The sequence below is a fragment of the Paraburkholderia sp. J63 genome (assembly GCF_905220245.1).
Classification (GTDB): domain Bacteria; phylum Pseudomonadota; class Gammaproteobacteria; order Burkholderiales; family Burkholderiaceae; genus Paraburkholderia.
The window spans coordinates 41,293-56,281 of sequence record NZ_CAJMZF010000004.1 but is presented as its reverse complement, the minus strand read 5'-3'; the positions used below and the strand labels follow the sequence as shown (position 1 = coordinate 56,281).

The following is a 14,989-nucleotide window of genomic DNA, read 5'->3' as shown; positions in this document are numbered from 1 at the left end:
TCCGCAAACAGCCGTTCAGGGGAAATGGTATAGGAGCATCTGTCACCTCGCACCACCAGACGAAGTGACAAGGCACTCGCACATCCGGCGGCGCTGCGCGCGCCGTGGGGCATAACCCCAAACCAGTGGGGTGCATGCGCCTTCGCTGGTTTGTGTAGCACCCTGGGTTTCCCACGCAGACCCGACCGCTGCGCGCGTAGCGCGCAGCGGGATGAATGAGTCCTTTGTCACTGGGTAGAATGGTGCGAGATGGCAGACGCTCCGGAACCGCTCCGGCTGAAGGCGAGCGAAGTACTGCGTCACACTGGCGGTTTGAGCCGCTTTCTTTTGCTTACTTTTCTTTGCGGCTGCAAAGAAAAGTAAGTGCCGCCCCGCACAGGGGCAACACTTGCATACCGACACGAACCCAAGGAAACGCGAAAACCCAATCCCCTATAGCCCACAAAAAAAACCCTCAAACCACCTTCCCAGGATTAAGAATCCCACGCGGATCAAACGCCACCTTAAGCCGCCGCATGGCGGAAATTTCCTCAGGACTCCGAGACACCTCCAACCAGTCCCGCTTATAAACCCCAATCCCATGCTCGGCGGAAATCGATCCCCCGGCCTCACCGACAAACCGATAAACAAGCGCCTCGACATCCTGCGCGCTCTCACCGGACGCATAAGCCACCGACACACACAAATGCAGATTGCCATCCCCCAGATGCCCAAAGAAGAGCACATGGGCGCCCGGCCAGCGCGCATCGAGCGCAGCCTCGCACCGGGCAACAAAATCCTGCATCCCCCCATGCGGCAGACTCACATCGAAATTCACAAGATCGGGCAACGCATCGATCGCCAGCCCTTCGCGCAGCGTCCAGAACGCTCGCGTATCGGCTTCGCTCTGGGCCAGCGCGGCATCGTCGATGAGGCCTTGCTCGAGCCAGTCCGCCAGCACGGCCTGAAAACGCTCGGCCGTCTCCTGAGCGTCGCGGCCCGCGCATTCGATCAACACCCGCAGCCCCGCGTCGCCAGCAAACGGTACGCGCAGGTCGGGTGTATGCGCCGTCACGTAGTCACAAAAGCGCGGCCACATCACCTCGAAGCTCAGGAGTTCGGGCAACGCTGCCCGCGCGGCATGCAGCAACGCGAGCGCGCGGCTGAAGTCCGCGGTAACGCATAACGCCGTGGCAGGCGCCGCGAGGCGCGGGTGCATTCTCAGCACGACGCGCGTGACCACGCCAAGCGTGCCCTCGCTACCGACGAACACCTGGCGCAGATCGTAGCCCGCGTTGTTCTTCAGCATCTTGTTGAGCGAGGTGAGCACGGTGCCGTCCGCGAGCACCACTTCGAGCCCGAGCACCTGCTCGCGCATCGTCCCATAGCGGATCACGCGATTGCCGCCCGCATTCGTCGCCACATTCCCGCCGATCTGGCATGAGCCGCGCGCGCCCAGGTCCACGCCCAGCGTGAAGCCGGCCGCTTCCACGGCTTCCTGCGCGGCCTGCAAAGTCGTGCCGGCCCAGACCGTGACCGTTGCCGCGTCGCGGTCGATCTCGTCGATGCCGGCCATGCGTTCGAGCGAAAGCACGATGTCGCCCGCGCGTGGCGACGCGCCGCCCGCGAGGCCCGTCATGCCGCCCTGCACGACGACGGGCACCTGAAGCGCATCGCACAGCGCGAGCGTGCGGCTCACTTCGTCGACGCTGCGCGCTCGCACAAGCGCGAGCGGCCGCGTGCCCGGTGCCTCGCCGTAGTTGGTGAAATAGCGCTCGCCGATGGCGGCGCCGCGGCTCACGCAGTCCGCGCCGAGCACGTGCACGAGGCGCTCGACCGCCGCCTCCATGCACGGGATAGTCTCTTCAGGCTGATTCATGATCCTCATGCCGGCGCGGTCCGCGCCCGTTCAGAAGTTGTGGCGAATGCCCACGCGCGCAGCGGTTTGCGTGCGGCTCGACGAGGGCTCGAAACTATAGCCGATCACCGCGTCCACGCCGTTCGACGCACGCAGCCAGTCCACGGCCGCGTAGATGTCGGTGCGCTTGGAGAGCAGATAATGCGTGCCGAGCGCGACTTCGTGCCAGTGATGTCCTTCAAAAGTCGTGTACTGATAGCCGGCCACGAGCGAGAGCGGCGCGTTCACCTGATAGATGCCGCCGCCTTCATAAACGCGCATCGTCGACGACTGCCCATAGCCCTTGAACGTCGTGTTGGAGAAGTCGCCGCTCACGGTGAGGTTGCCGAACACATAGGATGCGCCAATGCCGAAGATCGATTGCGAATCGACCTGGAAGGGCTTGTCCGAGTACAGGTCGGTAACGGCGCCCGTTTGCGGATCGACGCTCGCGACCTGCTGGCCGAGCATGGTGCTCACGCCGATCTGCGCATACGGGTCGACTGCGGCGAGCCCCTGCGGCTTGTTCAGGCGCGTGTAGTTGCCGCCCGCCGAGAAGTTGCCGATCGAATACGTGGAGCCGACGCTCCAGGCGCTGCCGTCGTGGAAGTTGCCCGCGGCGTTGCTGAACGAGTACATGCCGCCCACCACGAGCCCGTGGTAGCTGTTGCTCACGAACTTGACCGCGTTCTGCAGGCGGTCGCCGCTCTGGCGGTCGAAGTCGCCCTGGTGCACGCCGTAGCCGCTCGCGAACGCGCTCACGTTGAACGCCTCAGTGAAGTCGAACGCGAAGTCGTATTGATTGCCGAACGTAAGCGTGCCCCAGTCGTTACCGAGGCCCACGTAGGCCTGGCGCCCGAACAGCGCCCCGCCCTGATTGAGCTTGCCGTTGCCGAGCCTGAAGCCGTTTTCGAGCTTGAAGACGGCCTTGTTGCCGCCGCCCAGATCCTCCGTGCCCATGAAGCCGAGCCGGTTGCCATAGGAAATGCCGTCGTCGAACAGCCAGGCGTGTGCGCCGCCCGTGTTGCTCGCATAAGTGATGCCGGCGTCGATGATGCCGTACATCGTCACACTGCTCTGCGCGAATGCCGGTCCACCCGCCACTGCGCAGGCCACGCCCGCTGCCAGGAATCGTTTTTTCATCGTCGAGGTCTCCAAACCTGTGTTGCTCTTTTGTTGATCAGCGATCGTGGCCGAGTATAGAATTTGCTGAATGAATGTTCAACCCAGGAAGAGCCTGCGCAGGCAACTGGTTTTACCCGTATTTTCCCGTACATCGCCCGATGTTGAAAAATTGTTCAATTAAACATACCATCGGGCCGGACAGCATCAGAGAACGGAGCGCCACGCGTATGAACCGCCACGATCCCCTGAATCCGCATCAATTGCGCTCGGCCTATGAAGGCCAGCCATCGCGGCCCTTCGACCTCAATGCGCCGGTGGCCACGCCGCTGGAACTGCATCGCTGCACGGTGCAGCCGGTCTGGGTCGACTACAACCAGCACATGAGCGAGTCGTGCTACCTCTATGTGTTCGGCGACAATTCGGACGCGTTCTTCCGCTACTTCGGCATCGACGACGATTACCGCGAGCGCGGTCATTCGGTCTATACGGTCGAAACGCATATTCGCAACCGGCGCGAGGTCGCGCTCGGCGAGCCCTTAAGGCTGACGCTGCGCCTGCTCGACTTCGATCACAAGCGCCTGCATATCTTTCACGAGATGTTCCATGCCGAAAACGGCACCTTGCTGGCGAGCGCCGAGCAGATGCTCATGCACGTCGACATGCGCGCGGGCCGCTCGGCGCCGTTTCCCGCCGGGATTCAGCAGCGCCTCGCCGTGATTCACGCCGCCCACAGCCGCACCGCGCGCCCCGCCGACGCGGGCCGCGTGATCGCGATCGAGCGGCGCGATACACCAGGCGGCGCGCGGGCCGTAGCGGCCTGAGCGGGTTAAACCGCCATCGACCGCGGCACCCTTTCATTCAATACATTGAGGAGTACGACGCATGACTGAAGCAGTGCAGGATTGGGCCGCGCGGGCGGCAACGCTTGCCATCGAGGGCCGCGCATGGATCGACGGCACATACTGCGCCGCGCACGACACGCAGACGTACCCGTGCGCGAGCCCGATCGACGGCCGTGCGCTGACCGAGGTCGCTCATTGCCGCACGGCGGACGTCGATCGCGCCGTGCAGGCCGCGCGAACCACGTTCGAGCGCGGCATCTGGCGCGGCCAGGCGCCGCGTGCGCGCAAGGCGGTGCTGCTGCGCTGGGCCGAGCTCGTGCGCGAGCACGCCGAGGAGCTGGCGTTGCTCGAAACGCTCGACACCGGCAAACCCATTGCGGACACAACGAGTGTGGACATTCCGTCGGCGGCCTGCTGCATCAGCTGGTTTGCCGAAGCTATCGACAAGACGGGCGGCGAAGTCGCGCCCGTCGGCGAGGAATTTCTCGGTCTCGTGACGCGCGAACCCGTGGGCGTGGTGGGCGCCGTCGTGCCCTGGAACTTCCCGGCGCTGATCGCCATGTGGAAATGCGCGCCGGCGCTCGCGAGCGGCAACAGCGTCGTGCTCAAGCCCTCGGAGAAGTCGCCGCTCACGGCCTTGCGGCTTGCCGGACTGGCCGCGCAAGCGGGCCTGCCCGCCGGCGTGCTCAACGTGGTGCCGGGCTTCGGCGACGCGGGCGAGGCGCTCGCGCGCCATCACGACGTGGACTGCCTCGCGTTCACGGGCTCGACGGCGGTCGGGCGCAAGATCGCGCGCAGCGCGGCCGACTCCAACCTCAAGCGCGTCTGGCTCGAACTCGGCGGCAAGTCGCCGCAAATCGTGCTGCCCGACTGCCCCGATCTGGAGCGCGCCGCCCGCAGCGTCGCGCACGCCGTGTTCTACAACACGGGGCAGATGTGCACGGCCGGCTCGCGCCTGCTCGTGCATCGCGAGATCAAGGCGTCCTTCCTCGAGCGCGTGCTGGCGATCGCAGCGGAATACGCGCCGGGCGACCCGCTCTCGCCGGCCACGCGCATGGGCAGCCTGATCGACGCGGCCCAGGTGGATCGCGTGCTCGGCTATGTCGAGCAAGGCCGCGCGACAGCGCGACTGCTGCGCGGCGGCCAGCGCGTGCGCAGCGAGACCGGCGGCCAGTATGTCGAGCCCACGGTATTCGATTGCGCCGACACGCAAAGCCCGATCGTGCGCGAAGAAATCTTCGGGCCGGTGCTCGCGGTGACGGCGTTCGAGACCCTCGACGAAGCCATCGCGCTCGCGAACGACACGCCCTATGGCCTGGCGGCCGCGGTCTGGAGCGCCAACCTCACGACGGCGCACGAAACCGCTCGGCGGCTGCGCGCGGGCACGGTGTGGGTGAACGGCTACGAAGAAACCGACGACATGAATTTCCCGTTCGGCGGCTTCAAGGAGTCCGGCAACGGCCGCGACAACTCCTTGCATGCGCTGGAGAAATATACGGAGCTCAAGTCCACTATCGTGCGTTTGCGCTAGGCACCCGCGTTATGCGTGTTCGAGCCTTGCCAGCGGGGCTCGAATACGCATACGAAGAACACGAAAAGGAAAAATCGGGCCACCCGGAGAAAGCTTGCAAAAAGCTGACAGCCAGGCTTTAATGAGATGCACGTCGTCTGAATCGCTCGCCGACACATCATCTTTGCAGGGTCCTGGCCATGTCTTCCATTCACGCTCCGCGCCTCTCGATTCGCCGCCTCCCATGCGCAGCGGAAAAGGACGTAAGCCCGGATACGACCATGGCGCCTGGAAGACGCATCCGGAGCCGCAGCGGTCTCGCGGATAAATCAGCACTCCTCTTTGCCCGGCGCTTCGCATAACCCCCAACAGCATCGCGAAGACCGGGCGCCTCCCCTCGCTGTACACCCACTCCTGCCATGCGCGTGCACGCGGGTCGTGAAGCGACGCGCCACGAGCATACGCGTGATCGCGCGACGCATTCACGGGCGTTGCGCGGCGCATGCGGCTATCGGCTGGATATCTGAAAAGCGGCCACTGGACGCTCTACGAGCAAGCGGGAAAACCATGAAAACGCGAAGGAAGCTTTTACGGGCGACCCCGATTACGACCGGGAGACCGGACGCGGCGCAGCCCGCCCCCATGGTGCAGGGCGATGGCATGGCAGGCCTCGATCAATGCACCGAGCACAACGGCTACCGTCTGAGGGCGCTTGCGAGCCCGACTCACTGCGGCCTCTATGCAGCCGATCTGATCATCGAGCGGCCCGGCTATCCGTCACGTCATTTTCACGCCCTCGATCATTTCTACGAGGCAAGGCAAGCCCTTCGCTACGCGACCCGCTGGGGCATCATCTGGGTCGACCATCAGGTCAAGAAGCTTGCGGCCCAGACCCATCGTCTGGACTGCCGATTGCGGCAGGCTTGACGCAGAACCCGGCAACAGAGATGGATATTAAGGTATGCAGACGATATCGAACCCTCAAGGCCGCCCGGCGTTGCGGTTTGTGATCCGGGACCCGGCCAATCCGGCGGCAGCGCTGCTTTACTGGCTGGGCACGCCGGAACCCTCACGCGAGGCGAGTTTCATCGACGCCACCCGGCGTTTCGGTCCCCTGATGCAGGTCGTTTTCGCCGATGAGCGTCCCGGCGCGTTCGTCAACCGCCACGCCGTGCGCGAGGTGGTCGGGTTCGGCATCATCGACCGTCTCGTCTTTGACGATCGTTCGTGGCTGGACATCTGGAACGACAGCCGCTGCTCGGACCTCTGCAATCTGCATGCGTGCCGGCGGCACACCTGCCAATGACCGTCACCGCCAGCTAAGCGCCTGCCTGATGCGCCTCCCCGCGCAATCCATACGCCCTGCGCGCCAGCGCCTGCGCCAGCACGTTCGCCGGATCGACCAGCGTCCACTCGCACGCCTCATCCACGAACGGCAGCGCGAGCGGGATTTCCGTGCAAGCCATGACGATCGGCAGTCCACCATGGCGCCGATGCAGCACGCGCCCCACTGAGCCGAAGCGTTCGCGCGCGATATCGAGCCGCCCCGCCTTCACGCCGTCGTAAATCCCCTCCATGAGCGCCTGCTGTTCCTCGGGCCGCGGCAGCACGCACCGGATCCGGCAATCGCCGAACGCGGCCTGATACAGCCCCATCCGGTAAGTCCCCTGAGTCGCGAGCAAGACCGCCGCACCGGCGCCGCGCTCGCGCAGGCGGATCGCCGTCTCCCGCGCGATGTGCAGCAGTTCCACGTCGTCGCGTCCGCGCTGCAGCGCGCCGTGCCACGCGTGCGCGGTATTGCACGCAATGGCGATGGTGCGCGCCCCCACGGCGGCCAGTTGCGCAAGCGCGCGCTCCATGCCTTCGAGCGGCTGCGGCGCATCGTCTTCGAGTAGTGCGCGGCTGCGATCGACCACGGGAACCTGCACGAGCCAATGCTCGGGAAACGCCTGATCGACGATCGGCACGCCCGCCTCGCGCAGGTGCTTTTCACACGCCGCGAGGAACAGCCTCACGAAATCGACACCGGCGGCGGGCCCCATGCCGCCGAGGATGCCGACCGGATGCGCGTTCTGCACGAAACCCGCACCACCGGGCGCACCTGCGGGAAAATTGCGACGTGATGAAGACGGGACGGGGGTCATGGATTTGCCTCTCTCCGAACCTGACCAAGGGTAATCCCCAATGAAAATGAATTTTCTGTATATATATTCTGGCGAAAACCTACTTACATGCGCAAGCCCCAAAACGACCACCAACCTCCGATGAGCCAGTCAGACCTCTCCGTAGTCGAGCGGATTTCCGGGCTGCTGCCGGCCTTGAGCGATGCTCACCGGCGCCTCGCCGACTACGTCCTCGCCAAGCCGTTCAAGGTCGCCGTCATGACCATCGACGAGTTCGCGAGCGCTTGCGAGGTGTCCAACGCCACGGCCAACCGCTTCGTGCGCCGGCTCGGCTTGCCAGGCTACCCGCAGTTCCGCACGCTGCTCGCGCAGGGGTTCGAGGACGCCCTCGCGCCCGTCGAGCGTCTGCGTCTGGAGCGCTCGCGCACCGCCTCGGCGGCGGACATCTTCGCCGCCTCGCTTTACGAGGATCAGCGCAATTTCGAGCTCACCCGCATGTCGCTGAGCGCGGAGCAATGCGAAAAAGCCGTGCAGGCCGTGGTGGACGCGCAGCGCATCTTCATCATCGGCTTCGGTTCGAGCGGCTTTCTGGCGGGGCTGCTGCAGCGCAATCTCGCGGTGCATTGCGATATGGTCCAGAGCCTCGCGACGCCCGGCGGCGTATCGGAAACGGCGCGCCAGGTGTCGCGTTTGCGCGAGGGCGATCTGGTGATCGCGATCTGCTTTCCGCGCTATCTGGCCGATACGGTCACGCTCGTGAAGACGGTGCGCGCCAAGGGCATCGGCGTTCTTGCGCTGACCGACAAGCCCACTTCGCCGCTCGCCACGCACGCCGACATTTGCCTCTATGCGCGCAGCGAGCGCCAGTACCTCTCGAATTCGGAAACGGCGGTGCTCGGCATGATCGAGGCCTTGTCGGCGGCGGTCGCACACCGCTCCGCCGATTCACTCAACGACGTGGCTCAGCTGACCGAATCGGTGATGCCATGGCTGACTCACAGGGACGACAAAACATGAACCAGGCAGTACTGGCAATTCATGGCGGCGCGGGTGCGATGGCGCGCGCCGAGGCCTCCGACGAGGCGCGCATGGCCTACGAAACGGCGCTTGCCGAAATTCTTCGGAGTGCTGGCGGTATTCTCGAGCAAGGCGGCACGGCACTCGATGCGGTGACCGAAGCCGTGCGTCTGCTCGAAGAATGTCCGCTCTTCAATGCGGGCCACGGCGCGGTGTTCACGAGCGACGCCACGCATGAGCTCGACGCCTCGGTCATGGACGGCAGCACGCTCAAGAGCGGCGCCGTCGCGGGCCTGAAGACCGTGCGCAACCCGGTGCTCGCCGCGCGCGCCGTGATGGAGCACAGCCAGCACGTGATGTTCGTCGCCGACGGTGCCGAGGCCTTCGCGCGCGCACAAGGGCTCGAATGCGTGGCGCCCGACTTCTTCTCGACGCCGCTGCGCCGCGAGCAACTAGAGCGCGTGCAACAGGCCCAGACCGGGCAAATGGCGCTCGATCACGACGCGCTCGCATCGGGCGCCGCCGGCGTGCCGTTATCGTTTTCCGCCAATGCAAAAGCATCGGCCAACCCGGCGGCCAACCCCGCCCCGCTCGACGAAGACCGCAAGCTCGGGACCGTGGGCGCCGTGGCCTGCGACGCGCACGGCAATCTCGCCGCGGCCACCTCCACGGGCGGCATGACCAACAAGCAGCCGGGGCGCGTGGGCGACTCGCCCATCATCGGCGCCGGCTGCTACGCGAACAACCGCACCTGCGCCGTCTCCACCACCGGCACCGGCGAGATGTTCATCCGCATGGTCGCGGCGCACGACATCTCGGCGCGCATGGAATATACGGGCGCCTCGCTCGAAGCGGCCGCCAACGCCGTGGTGCACGAGAAGCTGCCGCAGATCGACGGCCGCGGCGGTCTCGTCGCCGTCGATGCGCAGGGCAACGTCGCCATGCCGTTCAACACGGAAGGCATGTATCGCGGTTTCATCCGCGTCGGGCAGGCCCCGGTCGTCGCGATTTACGCGTGAGCTGAGCGCGCGCTTTCCACGCTCCGATTCTTTCCGCAAGAAGCACTACGATGAGCCACACAGTTGCCCCCATCCCGGATATGCCTCCAGAACGCGTCGTTCAGGTGAACGAACTGAATGTCGAGTTCCGGGGTTCCGGGCGCACGCTCCATGCGGTCAAGCATCTTTCCTTTCACGTGGATAGCGGCGAGACGCTGGCCATCGTAGGCGAATCCGGGTCGGGGAAATCGGTCACGTCGCTCGCGCTGATGCGGCTCGTGGAATACGGCGGCGGACGCATCACGGGCGGACGCATGGCGCTGCGCCGCCGCAATGGCCAGGTCGTCGATCTCACGCAGTGCCCGGCGCAGCAGATGCGCGCGATGCGCGGCGCCGATCTCGCGATGATCTTCCAGGAGCCGATGACCTCGCTGAACCCCGTGTTCGCGGTGGGCGAGCAGATTGCCGAATCGATTCGCCTGCATCAGGGTCTGGGCAATCGCGAGGCGCGCGCGGAGGCGCTGCGCATGCTCGACCAGGTGCGCATTCCCGATGCAAAGAACGTGCTCGGGCGCTTTGCGCACCAGCTCTCGGGAGGCATGCGCCAGCGCGTGATGATCGCGATGGCGCTCGCGTGCAAGCCCGCGCTGCTGATCGCCGACGAGCCGACCACGGCGCTCGACGTGACGGTGCAGGCGCAGATTCTCCAGTTGATCCGCGAATTGCAGCGCGAGATGCGCATGGGCGTGATGTTCATCACGCACGACATGGGCGTGGTGGCCGAGATGGCCGACCGTGTGCTCGTGATGCTGCGCGGCGAGCCCGTGGAAGTGGGCGAGGCGCAGCAGATCTTCGATCACCCGGCCCACCCCTATACGCGCGCGCTGCTCGCGGCCGTGCCGCGCCTCGGCTCGATGCGCGGCACCGACCGTCCCGCGCGCTTCGACCTGCTCGACGCGGCGGGCCCCGCCAGCGAGCCGGCGTCGCTTGTGCAGGGCGCGTCATCCACCACGCCCGCCGCTGCGCCCTCGCGTGACGCCGAGCCGATCCTGAGCGTGCGCGATCTCACGACGCGCTTCGACATCCGCACCGGCCTGTTCGGCCGCGTGACGCGTCGCGTGCATGCGGTGGAAAAGGTCAGCTTCGACCTCTATCGCGGCGAGACGCTCTCGCTCGTGGGTGAGTCGGGTTGCGGCAAATCCACCACGGGCCGCTCGCTGCTCCAGCTCGTGCAGAGCCAGGGCGGCCGCATCGTTTTCGAAGGCGAGGAGATCAGCGGCCTGCGCGGCACGGCGCTGCGCAATCTGCGCCGCAACATCCAGTTCGTGTTTCAGGACCCGCTCGCGTCGCTGGACCCACGCCTCACGGTCGGCTATTCGATCATGGAGCCCATGCGCATCCACGGCGTCTACCCCGGCGCCGAAGCCGAGCAGCGCATGCGCTATCTGCTCGAACGCGTCGGCCTGCCCGCCGACGCGGCCCAGCGCTATCCGCACGAGTTCTCGGGCGGCCAGCGCCAGCGCATCTGCATCGCACGCGCGCTTGCGACCAATCCGAAGGTCGTGATCGCCGACGAATCGGTTTCGGCGCTCGACGTCTCGATCCAGGCGCAGATCGTGAACCTGCTGATCGACCTGCAGCGCGAAATGGGCATGGCCCTGCTGTTCATCTCGCACGACATGGCCGTGGTCGAGCGCATCAGCCACCGCGTGGCCGTCATGTATCTGGGGCAGATCGTCGAAATCGGCTCGCGCCGCGACATTTTCGAGAATCCTCAGCATTCCTATACGAAGAAGCTGATGAACGCCGTGCCGATCGCCGATCCGCGCCGTCGCCATCTCGACCACAAGCTGTCGTCGGGCGAGATTCCGAGCCCCATCCGCAACGTCGGCGACGAGCCCGTGGTGGCGCCGCTCAAGCAGATCGCCCACGGCCACTACGTCGCGCAGCACGCCATTGCCGCGCAGTTTTGATACACCATTCCGCTACGAGGAGCAAAAACAATGCGAACGATGCGAACATTTCGCGCGAAACAATGGGTCGGGGCCATCGCACTGGCTTTCGGCGTGTTCACGGCGCCGCTGGCGATGGCGGCAAAGGACGTGACGGTCGCCGTGCCAATCACCATCGACTCGCTGGACCCCTATAACACCAACTCCACGCTCGCTCAGGCGGTCGGCAAGGCCTATTACGAAGGCCTCTTCACGTTCGACAAGGATCTGAAGGTCCAGCCGCTGCTCGCGCAAAGCTACACCGCCAGCCCCGACGGGCTCGTCTACACCTTCAAGCTGCGCCAGGGCGTCAAGTTCCAGGACGGCACCGACTTCAACGCGCAGAGCGTGAAGGTCAATCTCGATCGCGTGCTCAACAAGTCCAATGGCCTCGCGCGCTACAACCAGTTCAACCGCATCAAGTCCGTGGACGTGGTGGACCCGTACACGGTCAAGATCACGCTGACCGAGCCGTTCTCGGCGCTCATCAACGCGCTCGCGCATCCTTCCGCGATGATGATCTCGCCGGCCGCGCTCAAGAAGTGGGGCAAGGACATCGCGTTCCACCCGGTCGGCACGGGGCCGTTCGAATTCGTCGAATGGAAGCCCGCCGAATATCTGAAGGTCAGGAAGTTCGCCGGCTACTGGCGCCAGGGCTACCCGAAGGTCGACACGCTGACCTTCCGCACCGTAACCGACAACAATACGCGTGCCGTGGTCGTGCAGACGGGCGAGGCGCAGCTCGCCTACCCCGTTCCCTATGAACAGGCGCCCATTCTCAAGGCGAACGCGAAGCTGAACCTGATCGCCACGCCGTCGATCATGGCCAATTATGTTTCGTTGAACGTGCAACAAAAGCCGTTCAACGACGCGCGGGTGCGCGAGGCGCTCAACTACGCGATCAACAAGGACGCCCTCGCGAAGGTGGCCTTCGCCGGCTACGCGTTCCCGTCGCAAGGGGTCGTGCCGCAGGGCGTCGCGTTCGCCGACAAGATGGCGCCGTGGCCCTACGATCCCGCGAAGGCGCGCGAGCTGCTCAAGGAGGCTGGCTACCCGAGCGGCTTCTCGACCACGCTCTGGTCGGGCTATAACGACGGCACCTCGGCGAAGGTCGTGCAGTTCCTCCAGCAGCAGCTTGCGCAAGTGGGCGTCAAGACCTCGATCGAGATGATGGAGTCGGGCCAGCGCGTTCAGCGCGTGCAGCAGGTGCAGGACGCGAAAACGGCGCCCGTGCGCATGTATTACGGCGGCTGGTCGGCCTCCACGGGCGAAGCCGACTGGGCATTGCGTCCGCTGCTGACGACCAACGCATGGCCGCCCGTGTTCTACAACACCGCGTACTACTCCAACGCGACAGTCGACAAGGATGTATCCGACGCACTCCTGACTACCGATACGGCCAAGCGCCAGCAGTTGTATACGGATGCGCAGCAGCGCGTCTGGAAGGATGCGCCGTGGGTGTTCCTGACCACGCAGCGCAACCTCTCCGTCGAGAACAAGAACCTGAGCGGCTTCTACGTGATGCCCGACGGCTCGTTCAACTTCAGCGACGTCGATCTGAAGCAGTAATCCGATCGCCTCTCCAGTAGCCGGGCGCGCGCGGTCTCCACCGCCCGCGCCCGCCCATCCGGTTCCGCCATGCTTGCCTATATCGTCAAACGACTCCTGGGCGCCATCCCCACCCTGGTGCTCGTCACGATCGCCGTCTTCCTGTTCGTTCACGTGCTGCCAGGCGACCCCGCGCGCCTCGCAGCCGGTGCGGACGCCGACGAAGCGACGGTCACGCTCGTGCGCCATCAGCTCGGCCTCGACCTGCCGCTGCCCGAGCAGTTCGTGCGCTATTTCGACCACCTGCTGCACGGCGATCTCGGCGAGTCGCTGCGCACGCGCCGCCCCGTCTCGCGCGAGATTGCCGAGCGCTTCATGCCGACCTTCGTGCTGACGCTGACCAGCATGGTGTGGTCCGTGGTGTTCGGCCTCGTGGTGGGCGTGGTGTCGGCGGTCTGGCGCAATCGCGCGCCCGACGCGATCGGCATGACGCTCGCCGTATCCGGCATCTCGTTCCCGGCCTTCGCGCTCGGCATGGTGCTGATGCAGGTGTTTTCGGTGCAGCTCGGCTGGCTGCCTTCGATCGGCGCGAGTTCGTGGCGGCACTACATCCTGCCGTCGATCACGCTGGGCGCGGGCGTGGCGGCCGTCATGGCGCGCTTCACGCGGGCCGCGTTCGTCGAGGTGATGCAGGAGGACTACGTGCGCACCGCGCGGGCCAAGGGCGTGGCCGAGCGGCTCGTGGTCGTCAAGCACACGTTCCGCAACGCGCTGATTCCCGTCGTCACGATGATGGGGCTGCAGTTCGGCTTTCTGCTGGGCGGCTCGATCGTGGTCGAGTCGGTGTTCGCGTGGCCCGGCGTGGGCAACCTGCTCGTGGACTCGGTGAACATGCGCGATTACCCCGTGATTCAAGGGCTGATCCTGCTGTTCTCGCTCGAATTCATCGCGATCAACATCGTGGTGGACGTGCTGTACGGGCTGATCAATCCGACCATCCACTACAAGTGAAAGAGGCGAACATGAGTCAAAACATGAGCCCCGTTCAGGCAAATGCGCAGGTGCCGGCGCTGAATGCAGGCGCCGTGCCGAGCGGCCGCGTGCGCACGCCGGCGCGCGAATTCTGGCGCAAATTCCGCAAGCAGAAGCTGGCCGTGCTGGCTGGCGCGTTCGTGCTGCTGTTGCTGCTCGTCGCGATCTTCGCGCCGTGGCTCGTGCCGTTCGATCCCGAGAATTACTTCGACTACGACGCGCTGAACGCCGCGCCGTCCTGGGTCCACTGGATGGGCGTGGACGCGCTCGGCCGCGACGAGCTGAGCCGCATCGTCATGGGCTCGCGCATCTCTCTGGCGGCAGGCTTCCTCTCGGTCGCGCTGGGCGCCGTGGCCGGCACCGTCATGGGGCTGCTCGCTGGCTATTACGAGGGCTGGTGGGACCGCATCGCGATGCGCCTCTGTGACGTGCTGCTCGCCTTCCCCGGCATCCTGCTCGCGATCGGCGTGGTGGCCGTGCTGGGCTCCAGCATGGCGAACGTGATCATCGCCGTGGCGGTGTTCAGCGTGCCGGCCTTCGCGCGGCTCGTGCGCGCGAGCACGCTGTCGATCAAGCACATGACCTATATCGAGGCCATGCGCAGCATCGGCGCGTCGGACGGCGTCATCATCTTCCGCCACATCCTGCCCGGCACGATTTCGCCGATCGTGGTGTATGGCACGATGCGCATCGGCACCTCGATCATCACGGCGGCGAGCCTCTCGTTCCTCGGCATGGGCGCCCAGCCGCCCACGCCCGAATGGGGTGCGATGCTCAACGACGCGCGTGCGGATATGATGCTCGCACCGCACGTGGCGATTTTTCCGGCACTCGCCATCTTCCTGACCGTGCTCGCCTTCAATCTGCTCGGCGACGGCCTGCGCGACGCGCTCGATCCCAAGCTCGACCGCTGAAGCCGGCGCGAGC

The 14,989-nt window shown here is 65.5% G+C and carries 13 protein-coding genes; 10 read left to right on the top strand and 3 right to left on the bottom strand.

Annotation, left to right across the window (positions count from 1 at the left end; genetic code table 11):
* Positions 1–454 precede the first annotated feature (454 nt).
* Both U5775_RS06180 and U5775_RS06175 read right to left on the bottom strand, forming a co-directional pair.
* Complete coding sequence (locus U5775_RS06180; protein WP_415913518.1) at positions 455–1,858, bottom strand: FAD-binding oxidoreductase; 1,404 nt, start codon at positions 1,856–1,858, stop codon at positions 455–457.
* A gap of 30 nt (positions 1,859–1,888) precedes the next feature.
* Entirely contained in the window at positions 1,889–3,019 is a 1,131-nt protein-coding gene (locus U5775_RS06175; protein WP_322057246.1) for a porin, read from the bottom strand.
* 209 nt (positions 3,020–3,228) lie between these two features.
* On the opposite strand from U5775_RS06175, the gene U5775_RS06170 reads away from it, so the two are divergent.
* The 4 genes from U5775_RS06170 (at position 3,229) to U5775_RS06155 (ending at position 6,659) form a co-directional block, all read left to right on the top strand.
* Entirely contained in the window at positions 3,229–3,822 is a 594-nt protein-coding gene (locus U5775_RS06170) for a thioesterase family protein (RefSeq protein WP_322057245.1), read from the top strand.
* Between the two features lie 61 nt (positions 3,823–3,883).
* Complete coding sequence (locus tag U5775_RS06165; RefSeq protein ID WP_322057244.1) at positions 3,884–5,374, top strand: aldehyde dehydrogenase; 1,491 nt, start codon at positions 3,884–3,886, stop codon at positions 5,372–5,374.
* 621 nt (positions 5,375–5,995) lie between these two features.
* Positions 5,996–6,280 carry a hypothetical protein gene (locus U5775_RS06160; RefSeq protein WP_322057243.1) on the top strand — a complete coding sequence of 95 codons (285 nt, stop codon included), beginning with the start codon at positions 5,996–5,998 and terminating at the stop codon, positions 6,278–6,280.
* Between the two features lie 34 nt (positions 6,281–6,314).
* On the top strand, positions 6,315–6,659 hold the full coding sequence (locus tag U5775_RS06155) for a hypothetical protein (RefSeq protein WP_322057242.1): 345 nt from the start codon (positions 6,315–6,317) through the stop codon (positions 6,657–6,659).
* A gap of 13 nt (positions 6,660–6,672) precedes the next feature.
* Here the strand turns inward: U5775_RS06155 and U5775_RS06150 are convergent, their stop codons facing one another.
* Entirely contained in the window at positions 6,673–7,497 is an 825-nt protein-coding gene (locus U5775_RS06150) for an aspartate/glutamate racemase family protein (RefSeq protein WP_322057241.1), read from the bottom strand.
* A 120-nt stretch (positions 7,498–7,617) separates the two neighbouring features.
* On the opposite strand from U5775_RS06150, the gene U5775_RS06145 reads away from it, so the two are divergent.
* From U5775_RS06145 to gsiD, 6 genes are all read left to right on the top strand, one after another.
* On the top strand, positions 7,618–8,493 hold the full coding sequence (locus tag U5775_RS06145) for a MurR/RpiR family transcriptional regulator (protein WP_322057240.1): 876 nt from the start codon (positions 7,618–7,620) through the stop codon (positions 8,491–8,493).
* A complete protein-coding gene (locus U5775_RS06140; protein ID WP_322057239.1) occupies positions 8,490–9,512 on the top strand; it encodes an isoaspartyl peptidase/L-asparaginase in 1,023 nt (340 codons plus the stop codon). Before U5775_RS06145 ends, U5775_RS06140 begins: the two co-directional genes overlap by 4 nt.
* 50 nt (positions 9,513–9,562) lie before the next feature.
* The gene (locus U5775_RS06135) at positions 9,563–11,464 is read left to right on the top strand and encodes a dipeptide ABC transporter ATP-binding protein (RefSeq protein ID WP_322057238.1); all 1,902 of its coding nucleotides are present in this window, start codon (positions 9,563–9,565) and stop codon (positions 11,462–11,464) included.
* A gap of 39 nt (positions 11,465–11,503) precedes the next feature.
* Positions 11,504–13,051, top strand: coding sequence for a glutathione ABC transporter substrate-binding protein GsiB (gsiB, locus tag U5775_RS06130; protein ID WP_322057450.1), 1,548 nt, complete (start codon positions 11,504–11,506; stop codon positions 13,049–13,051).
* 69 nt (positions 13,052–13,120) lie between these two features.
* Positions 13,121–14,041: a glutathione ABC transporter permease GsiC gene (gene gsiC / locus U5775_RS06125; RefSeq protein WP_322057237.1), complete on the top strand. Its 921-nt coding sequence runs from the start codon at positions 13,121–13,123 to the stop codon at positions 14,039–14,041.
* A gap of 23 nt (positions 14,042–14,064) precedes the next feature.
* Entirely contained in the window at positions 14,065–14,976 is a 912-nt protein-coding gene (gsiD, locus tag U5775_RS06120; RefSeq protein WP_415913517.1) for a glutathione ABC transporter permease GsiD, read from the top strand.
* The last annotated feature ends 13 nt before the right edge of the window (positions 14,977–14,989 follow it).

Coding starts and splice junctions, on each gene's coding strand:
- U5775_RS06180 (WP_415913518.1), bottom strand. CDS start 1,858: ATGAATCAGCCTGAAGAGACTATCCCGTGCATGGAGGCGGCGGTCGAG.
- U5775_RS06175 (WP_322057246.1), bottom strand. CDS start 3,019: ATGAAAAAACGATTCCTGGCAGCGGGCGTGGCCTGCGCAGTGGCGGGT.
- U5775_RS06170 (WP_322057245.1), top strand. CDS start 3,229: ATGAACCGCCACGATCCCCTGAATCCGCATCAATTGCGCTCGGCCTAT.
- U5775_RS06165 (WP_322057244.1), top strand. CDS start 3,884: ATGACTGAAGCAGTGCAGGATTGGGCCGCGCGGGCGGCAACGCTTGCC.
- U5775_RS06160 (WP_322057243.1), top strand. CDS start 5,996: ATGGTGCAGGGCGATGGCATGGCAGGCCTCGATCAATGCACCGAGCAC.
- U5775_RS06155 (WP_322057242.1), top strand. CDS start 6,315: ATGCAGACGATATCGAACCCTCAAGGCCGCCCGGCGTTGCGGTTTGTG.
- U5775_RS06150 (WP_322057241.1), bottom strand. CDS start 7,497: ATGACCCCCGTCCCGTCTTCATCACGTCGCAATTTTCCCGCAGGTGCG.
- U5775_RS06145 (WP_322057240.1), top strand. CDS start 7,618: ATGAGCCAGTCAGACCTCTCCGTAGTCGAGCGGATTTCCGGGCTGCTG.
- U5775_RS06140 (WP_322057239.1), top strand. CDS start 8,490: ATGAACCAGGCAGTACTGGCAATTCATGGCGGCGCGGGTGCGATGGCG.
- U5775_RS06135 (WP_322057238.1), top strand. CDS start 9,563: ATGAGCCACACAGTTGCCCCCATCCCGGATATGCCTCCAGAACGCGTC.
- gsiB (WP_322057450.1), top strand. CDS start 11,504: ATGCGAACATTTCGCGCGAAACAATGGGTCGGGGCCATCGCACTGGCT.
- gsiC (WP_322057237.1), top strand. CDS start 13,121: ATGCTTGCCTATATCGTCAAACGACTCCTGGGCGCCATCCCCACCCTG.
- gsiD (WP_415913517.1), top strand. CDS start 14,065: ATGAGCCCCGTTCAGGCAAATGCGCAGGTGCCGGCGCTGAATGCAGGC.